This is a genomic window from Alloacidobacterium sp., assembly GCF_035631355.1.
GTDB lineage: Bacteria > Acidobacteriota > Terriglobia > Terriglobales > Acidobacteriaceae > Alloacidobacterium.
In genome coordinates, this window is record NZ_DASQIX010000045.1 from 31583 (window position 1) to 39477 (window position 7895).

Genomic DNA, 7895 nt, shown 5'->3' on the forward strand with positions numbered 1-7895 from the left:
CCTATTCCGCACAGATGGCGCAGACCGCGGCGCCGAACTTCGCCACTTTCGCCGGGCCGATTCCATCCACGGCAAGCAGGTCTTCCTGCGTGCGCGGGCGCTCTGCGGCGATAGCCCGTAGCGTGCGGTCGGAGAAAACGAAGAAGGCGGGCTGGCCCAGCCTGCCCGATTCCTCGCGCCGCCACGCCCGCAGCTTTTCTTCGAGCGTAGTAGCTTCGGCGGAGAGCGGTATTTCTACCTTCGCATCTTTGACTTTTCTGCGCTTCGCAGGCACAGGAGCGGTCTCTTCGCCGCTGGCCCGCATCAGGATGGCAGCAGTATCGGCGTCATTCATCTCTTCGCCTTCGCGCGTCAGGCTCGTCTTGCGGTAGGCGATCGTGCGGCCCTCTTTCTCAAAGCTGGCATCTTCGATTGCGAGGAACCCCGCGCCGCACATGGCTCCGAGCAGTTCTTCAAAGTGGTCGCGGCTGACATGGTTGGCAGCGCACAACTCCTGATGCAGCTTGCCGGTTGATTTCGATCCGCCGAAGCGCAAAGCACGCGCTATGTCGAATATGAGCGCATTCTCGGTTTTGTCGAGAGGCCGAAAGCGCTGGGCAACTGCGTGTTCCGGTAAGCAGACGTCGCACTGACCGCAGGCGCGACGGCCATCGTCTTCGTCGCCGAAGTGGCGAACCAGTTGCGCCATGCGGCATTGGCGCGACTCGGCATAGCGCATCACGCGGTCAAGCTGCGCCATGCGCTGGTTCGATTGCGAGAGATAGGGCTGGCGCCAGCCAGTATCGCCGCGGACGACGTTGCCGTCAAAGTCAATGCGTGCTCCGCCGTGGGTCATCAGTTTGTCGAGCGCGGTGGCAAATATATCGTCTTCGAGCTTCGAGTTCAGCAATTCGGCGAGCTCGTCCTTGTGGCGCGGATTTGCGCCGAGTTTGCGGAAGATCAGGTCGAGGTCTTCGATCGGCGGATAGTCGCGCTCGTAGAAGAAATCGTGCGTGCGGCGGTCGGCGTAGGAGTGCATCAGGACCGTCCGGCTCGGCTTGCCATCGCGTCCCGCGCGGCCTATCTCCTGGTAATAGCCTTCCAGACTGCCCGGAAGCGCGGTGTGGATGACAGTGCGGATGTCCGGCTTGTCGATACCCATGCCGAAAGCGATGGTCGCGACCACGGCTTCAAGTTTTCCGGCGAGGAATTCGTGCTGGACGCGCTCTCTGTGGTTCGGCTCCATGCCGGCGTGATAGGCGGCGGTCGAAAAGCTCTGCGAAAGCTCAACCGCCAGCGCCTCGGCTTCCTTGCGCGTGGGCGCGTAGACGATGGCGGGGCGTCGTTCCTGAGGCTTCAACAAAGTGAGAGCCAGCTGTGAGCGCTTCGGCTTCGAGACCTCGACCACTTCTACGGCCAGATTGCTTCTGCGAAAGCCGTGAATGAACCTGGCCGGGTCGTGCAGCCGCAGTTGCGAGACGATGTCGTCCTGGACGACAGGCGTGGCTGTCGCCGTAAGCGCAACTACAGGAGCGGGCCGCAATGCGGGCAGATAGCCTCCGAGCAACCGATAGTCGGGGCGGAAGTCGTGTCCCCATTGCGAGATGCAGTGCGCCTCGTCAATGGCAATCAGAGCGGGCTTGCGCTTCGCCAGCATTTCAGGAAAGCCCAGCACCCGCAGCCGCTCCGGCGCGATGAAGAGGAAATCGAGCGCTCCTCCTAGGTATTCGCGGCAAGCCTGCCGCGACATCTCGCGGTCAAGACCGGAGTGAATACGCGCGGCTCTCAACCCCAATGACGTGAGCTTCGCCGCCTGGTCGTCCATCAATGCTATGAGCGGACTAATGACCAGCCCTGTTCCTCCGCGGGCAATAGCAGGCAACTGATAGCAGAGCGACTTGCCGGCTCCGGTGGGCATCACCAGCAGCACGTCTCGGCCATCGACTGCAGCGCGGCATACCGCTTCCTGGTTCGCGCGAAACGCTGCGAAGCCGAATTTGCGCGCCAGCAGTTCAGTGAGTTGCGCCGAAGGCATGAGTCCAGTATGCGGCATCCTGGGGCCTGCTAACCCTAATAGGGCGGCAGCGAGAGGAGCGGATTTTTTCGAGTGCGAGAAGTGAGGAGCGACGAATACCGGGCGTATTTTAGCGACGAGGGACGAAGCAATCGGGAAAATCCGCCCTCTCCCTCCGGGTTGCGGCCAAAATCCGGCCATACTTCGTTATCGTCCTCGACGGTGGGGCCGCCACAGCCTTCGGACTCTGCCTCGTCTGACCGGATTTTGGCGCGCGACGCTGTCCGCCCTATTAGGGTTAGCAGGCCCCTCGTTATACTCAATGCCTATGGACCACCTGTGGACACCGTGGCGTTACACCTACGTCACGACCGCCGACAATGCAAAACGACAGGGCGTGCCGGATGAGTTGTCTACGTGGCCGGGTGATATGGGGTGCGTCTTCTGCAATCTCATTGCCGCAGTGGAATATGCCGAGGCCCACGGCATGACCCGCGAGCAGGCGGAAAAAGCCGCGCTCATCGTGCATCGCAGCAAAAACACTTATGTTGTCCTCAATCGCTATCCCTATACCTCGGGCCATGTGATGGTGCTGCCCTTCGCACACGAGAGCTCGCTTGCCGCTCTTCCACCTGAGATTGCGCATGAATTGATGGATATGGCACAGCGACTGGAAAACGTCCTCGGCAGCACCTATCATCCCGACGGCATCAACCTGGGATTGAATCTTGGCAAATCAGCAGGCGCCGGGGTCCAGGGGCACTTACACCTGCACATTCTTCCCCGCTGGACGGGTGACACTAATTTCATGACTGTGGTGGGTGAGACGCGCGTCCTGCCGGAAGACCTTGAAACAACATGGCAACGTGTCCGGGAAAACTTCCTGAAAAAATGACTGACCGACGTAAGCGGCCACGCTTTCTGACTCCTTTCGCATCCAAATTAAAACAGGCCTGACGATCCTGATTCATGGAGGTGGATCATGCCAAGAAACGCCGTTAAGAAAAGCCCATCTACTCAAAGAGTAGAGGAACATGCTTCAGCCAAGAGATCCGCTCCGACTGGCGTACAACTTGATGAGGCCCTGCTGACCGGGGCCGGGACTGAAGAACAGCGCCGTCTGCTGAGAAAGACCACTGAGCGCCGGGATGCGGAACGCCATCCCGATCTGCCCGCTGGCCTGCACTCTGCCGGCTCATTTACAGGCGAGAACGAAAAGAAAAATAATGGCTAGCCGAGTTTTGGGAAGAGAGAGTCGCCGGGCTCCTCGTCTTTCTCTTCACCCTTCCAGTCTTCTGCCTGCAGTTCGCGCGTGACTGATTCGAGCATGTCGATCTCCGGTAGTTCTTCTTGGCCAATGTGAAGCTCATGCAGCTTACGAGCGTAAGTGAAGACGCTGCCTCGGCCCTCGACGCTGCCAACCAGATTGTTGTAGTTCCTGACAGTGCTCTGTAAAGCACTGCCCATGCGCGAGAAGTGCTCTTGCGTGGTTGAGAGCTTGTCGTATAGCTTTTCACCTACCTCGCGAATGGCCACAGCATTTTTTGTTACTTCCAGTTGCTGCCAACCGTAAGCAACGGCCCTGAGCAATGCAATGAGAGTCGTAGGCGTAGCGAGAATGACGTTGGAGCTGCTGCCGAACTCAATCAGACCTGGGTCCTGTTCGAGGGCCGCGCTGAAAAGCACTTCGCTTGAAAGAAAACAGACTACAAAGTCAGGGCTGGTCTTGAATTGCTTCCAGTAAGATTTCGCTGACAAGGCCGCCAGGTGCTCGCGAACACGCGCTGCGTGGGCGGCGAGCTTAAGAGAGCGCGTCGCTTCATCGTTTGTGCTCATCGCGTCGAGAAAAGCGTCGAAAGGCGTTTTCACGTCGATGACGATGGTGCGGTCATTCGGCAGGTGGACCACGCAATCCGGCTTGATGGCACCTTCGTCGCCGCGTACAAACACTTCCATGTCGAACGAAGCGTGTTCCACCATGCCGGCGAATTCAATGCATCGCTTCAGTTGCAATTCGCCCCAGTTGCCGCGTACTTTAGGCGCGCGCAAGGCGAGGACAAGCTGCGAAGTCTCCCGCCGCAGGTCGGCGTGCGAGCTTTGCATGCCTTCAATCAAGCCCTTGAGCGACTGGTATGCTCCTTCGCGTTTTACTTCGAGATCCTGTGTGCCCTGCTGGAGCTTGTCGAGCGTATCCCGCACCGGTTTCAGCAGGTTTTCAATGGCTTTTTCTTTCTGGTCGAGTTGATTTCCGGCAGTCTGCTGCTGTTTCCCCAATTCCTGGCGCGCGAGCTGGAGGAATGCCTGGCTGTTCTCATTCAAAACGCGCGACGCCGTGCTGCGGAAGCTGTCTTCAAGGCTGGCGCGAGCTTGTTTCAGGGCCTCCTGCTCGGCGGTCAACTGCACTTCCAACTTCGCCTTTGCCACCCGCAGATCCGAGACTTCCTTCTGCGCCTGTGTCAACGAAGCCCCGCTTTCTTCCAGTTGAGCTGCCAGATTTTCACTATTTCGTGCCGCGGCGGAAAGCTTGGACTGCGCGCTCCGGCCGCGAATCCAGTAACCAGCAACAATCCCCAGAAAAACGGCAAGCAACGCGACGACTGCAATAAGGAGCATAGCGACTATACTGCCACTGAAATACAAACAAAGCACGGCGCTCAATTTGGATCCGCCAAATCCTTCAGACTTCGCCTCGTCTTGCCCGTTTTCCACTCGCAACGCTGCTCGTTCTAATCGTGCTAACAGGCCCTAGCTCAATGCCTTTGCGAGTCGAATGAGTCCTTGCCGTATCGCAAGCTCGTCGAATCCGCCAAAGCCGAGGACCAGCGCATTCGGATCAGGACGCCTCAAAGTGCATCGATCGACGCCAAGGACCTCAACACCCTGGGCTGCGGCCATCTTTTCAGCCTGTGCTGAAGTCATTCCGTTCTTAAGGTAGCCGATCGTGCAGAGCCCAGCCCTGGCGATCGAGATCTCAAGCAGCCCCCCCAGATGTTGCCTGGCGCCTTCCATGAGCATTGCGAGGCGCTCCGCATACAGATTCCGCATCCGCCGCAGATGGCGCGCGTGATGTCCATCGACGATGAAGTCGCAGAGCACCGCCTGGTCAAAGGATGAATTCCGGAAATCTGTCCGGTAGCGAAAACCCAGGAAATGATCTATTAACGGCGCAGGCAATACGACATAGCCGACGCGCAAGGCTGGGAACAGCGTCTTGCTGAACGATCCAATGAAGATAACGCTTGAGTGATTGTCGAGACTTTGCAGGGCAGGCACAGGCGGTCCCTCAAACCTGTATTCGCTGTCATAGTCATCTTCGATAACAAAAGCCCCGGCGCGCGAGGCCCACCTAAGAAGGGCCATCCGCCGTTCCAGCGACATCATTATACCCAGCGGGAATTGATGGGCTGGCGTTACGTAGGCTCCCTTCGCATCCGGACAGATCTTCAGTCCGGCGGAAACAGACAGCCCTTCCTCGTTCACTGGCACGGCAATCATTCTGGCTCCGGCATTGTCGAACGCGATTCTGGCGCCGAAATATCCGGGGTCCTCCATCCATATCGGATCACCCCTTTTCAGGAGCAGCCGCGCCAGCAGATCGAGTGCCTGTTGTATTCCGGAAACGATGACGATTTGCTCCGCAGTGCATCGCACCCCGCGTGACGTGCGCAAATACTCGGCGATTGCATCCCGCAATGGCCGATACCCGCGCCGGTCAGCCTCTTTCTTTAACCATGACCTGAAATTACGTGACCGGTTTGCGGCGATGCGTCCCCAAACCTCGGACGGGAATTCGTTGATCGCTGGTACACCGATCCGAAAGGGGCGGATCGCGTCAACAAAAGCCTGATCAACCCAGGGTTGCGGCCGTTTATAAGTCGAAATGACGCGACGAATGTATGCCGGTGTCGTAGTTGCCTGGCGGGCCGGCCGGGGCGCTTCCACACGGTTGACCCATGTACCGAATCCGACACGGGAGGTAATATACCCCTCGGCTTGTAAACGCTCCAGAACGCTGACGACCGTGCCCCGGGAGAGTTCATACTGGCGGGCAAAGTCTCTGGATGCCGGCAGTCTGGCGCCCGGCGCGAGCCGGCCCTCAAGAATGGCAGAGCGCAGTTCGCCATACAACCAATGGGTCAGGGTCTGATGGCGCGGCTGGCTTTTGAGAGTGAGTTCGAACGAGCTAACGGCTTTGGGCATCTCAAATGGTCCAATAGATTTTACGAAAATGGCTCTGTTTGATGTACCACTGCGGCCATAGTATCAGTTCTGAAGTCGAGAAACGCAGGTATCGTCTGGCTTCTCGCTGGGAGACTCATGGGAGATCAACAGATGAAAGTTGGAGTTTGGTTCTATGGCGTAGGCACCGCTCTCACCGGCATTCTGGATATCGTGTGGCGTGAATTCGATGCCTCCCATCAGCCCATCAAATCTCTGGGGAAAGTTCCCGGCCAACATATACTGGCCTGCATCGCGGGCGTCTGGCTGGTCGCGGCTGGTCTTGCAATCCTGTGGCGGCGCAGCGCACGCGTTGGCGCCGCGGCATCCGCCATCGCATACTTGATTTTCGCGGCATTTTGGCTGCCCCGCTACTATGCCGGAATCCATGCGCTTGGCTGGCGAATCGACATCTTAATCGGCATCTCCTTCGGGCTTGCGCAACAATTAATGTTGGTCTCTCCGGCAGCAATCATTTATGCGTCCACCGCCTTACCGGATTCCCGGTTGCAAGCGAGAGCAGCGATCGCAGCACGTTGGATGTTGGGATTGCCCCCTGTCGTCTTTGGCTTAGCCCACCTTGTTGGCCTGCGCGTCTTCGCGAGCATTGTCCCGCACTGGATGCGGTTTGGATATTTTTGGGCAGCATTAACCGGAATCGCCTTCACCCTGGCCGGAAGTGCAATTTGCTCTGGGATCAAAGATGTTCTGGCCGCCAGGCTTCTTGCCTTGACGCTGTTGCTGTTTGAACCGCTAGTAGAAATTCCTCCCATTTTTATCCGGCTGCATAATCAGGGGACATGGGGTGCCGCCGTCTACAATCTCGCTGCGATAGGGGCATGCTTAATATTCGCCGAGTTTCTCGCAAGCCGCATCGGTCGAGGACGAATCGACCCTGCGGGGAATGTTGCCATGTCACGGCCCGATCCGGTTGTTGCGTGATTAGTAACGCGTAATCGTCGACGGGCATTAAGATCGCATCCGTCCCGGTTGATGACTTCAGGACAATGCAGTCATTGAGCGCACCTCCAAGGTGTCGATCATGGCTCAATGAGTGCACCGGCGATTTGCACTCGTCGCGCGGGTTTCAGGGTTCGGAGATCAGGGAAGAGAAAACTGGGATCGGGAGAATTTCGATTGACATTTAAAGAAAACCCACTACCATATGGTTGTGGATTGTTTGGGCACAACATTTGCGGCCTTGTCTGATCCAACCCGGCGGGCGATGGTCGAGAGGCTCTCCCGCGGGCCTGCCTCTGTGCATGGCTTGGCGGCGCCGTTTGCACTCTCGCAGCAGATGATTTCAAAACATATTGCCTGCCTGGTGCGGGCGCGGATTGTGATCAAGACGAAGCGTGGACGAGAGAGTGTGTGCACGCTTAGACCAGAGGCGATTAAGACAGTCAGCGACTGGGCGATCAGCTACCGCCAGTTCTGGGAAGAGAGTTTCGACAAACTGGATGCAGTTGTAAAGCAAATGAAGAAAGAGGAGGTCGGAGATGACAGAAAACACGGTTAGCGAAATTGAGCGGATGGTCGTTACAAGAGTTTTTGATGCCCCACGCGAGTTAGTTTGGAAGGCGTGGACAGACCCGAAGTACGTGATGCAGTGGTGGGGGCCGAAGGGCTTTACTGCGCCCGTTTGCCAGATGGATTTTCGCGTTGGGGGGAAATTTCTCTGCTG

General features: G+C 57.8%; 8 protein-coding genes. 5 read left to right on the top strand and 3 right to left on the bottom strand.

What is annotated here, in order from left to right; all coding sequences use genetic code 11:
- Nucleotide 1 precedes the first annotated feature (1 nt).
- Nucleotides 2–2032, bottom strand: coding sequence for an ATP-dependent DNA helicase RecQ (locus VEV40_RS07815; protein ID WP_324831366.1), 2031 nt, complete (start codon nucleotides 2030–2032; stop codon nucleotides 2–4).
- Nucleotides 2033–2321: 289 nt separating this feature from the next.
- Between VEV40_RS07815 and VEV40_RS07820 the strand changes: the two genes are divergently transcribed.
- Nucleotides 2322–2888 (top strand): HIT domain-containing protein, encoded by a 567-nt coding sequence (locus VEV40_RS07820; protein WP_324831367.1) that lies wholly within the window; start codon nucleotides 2322–2324, stop codon nucleotides 2886–2888.
- Between the two features lie 87 nt (nucleotides 2889–2975).
- The gene (locus tag VEV40_RS07825; protein WP_324831368.1) at nucleotides 2976–3227 is read left to right on the top strand and encodes a hypothetical protein; all 252 of its coding nucleotides are present in this window, start codon (nucleotides 2976–2978) and stop codon (nucleotides 3225–3227) included.
- Here the strand turns inward: VEV40_RS07825 and rmuC are convergent.
- Entirely contained in the window at nucleotides 3224–4606 is a 1383-nt protein-coding gene (rmuC, locus tag VEV40_RS07830) for a DNA recombination protein RmuC (RefSeq protein WP_324831370.1), read from the bottom strand. The two genes, VEV40_RS07825 and rmuC, sit on opposite strands and share 4 nt — an antisense overlap.
- Before the next feature lie 132 nt (nucleotides 4607–4738).
- Nucleotides 4739–6193 carry a PLP-dependent aminotransferase family protein gene (locus VEV40_RS07835; protein WP_324831372.1) on the bottom strand — a complete coding sequence of 485 codons (1455 nt, stop codon included), beginning with the start codon at nucleotides 6191–6193 and terminating at the stop codon, nucleotides 4739–4741.
- A 132-nt stretch (nucleotides 6194–6325) separates the two neighbouring features.
- Here VEV40_RS07835 and VEV40_RS07840 point away from each other — a divergent pair, with 132 nt between their 5' ends.
- The 3 genes from VEV40_RS07840 to VEV40_RS07850 all read left to right on the top strand — a co-directional run.
- Nucleotides 6326–7153, top strand: a complete 828-nt coding sequence (locus VEV40_RS07840; protein WP_324831374.1) for a hypothetical protein — start codon at nucleotides 6326–6328, stop codon at nucleotides 7151–7153.
- 229 nt (nucleotides 7154–7382) lie between these two features.
- Entirely contained in the window at nucleotides 7383–7730 is a 348-nt protein-coding gene (locus tag VEV40_RS07845) for a metalloregulator ArsR/SmtB family transcription factor (protein ID WP_324831379.1), read from the top strand.
- Nucleotides 7711–7895: SRPBCC domain-containing protein (locus VEV40_RS07850; protein WP_324831376.1), on the top strand; the 185-nt coding region annotated here is incomplete at its 3' end. The genes VEV40_RS07845 and VEV40_RS07850, both read left to right, overlap by 20 nt.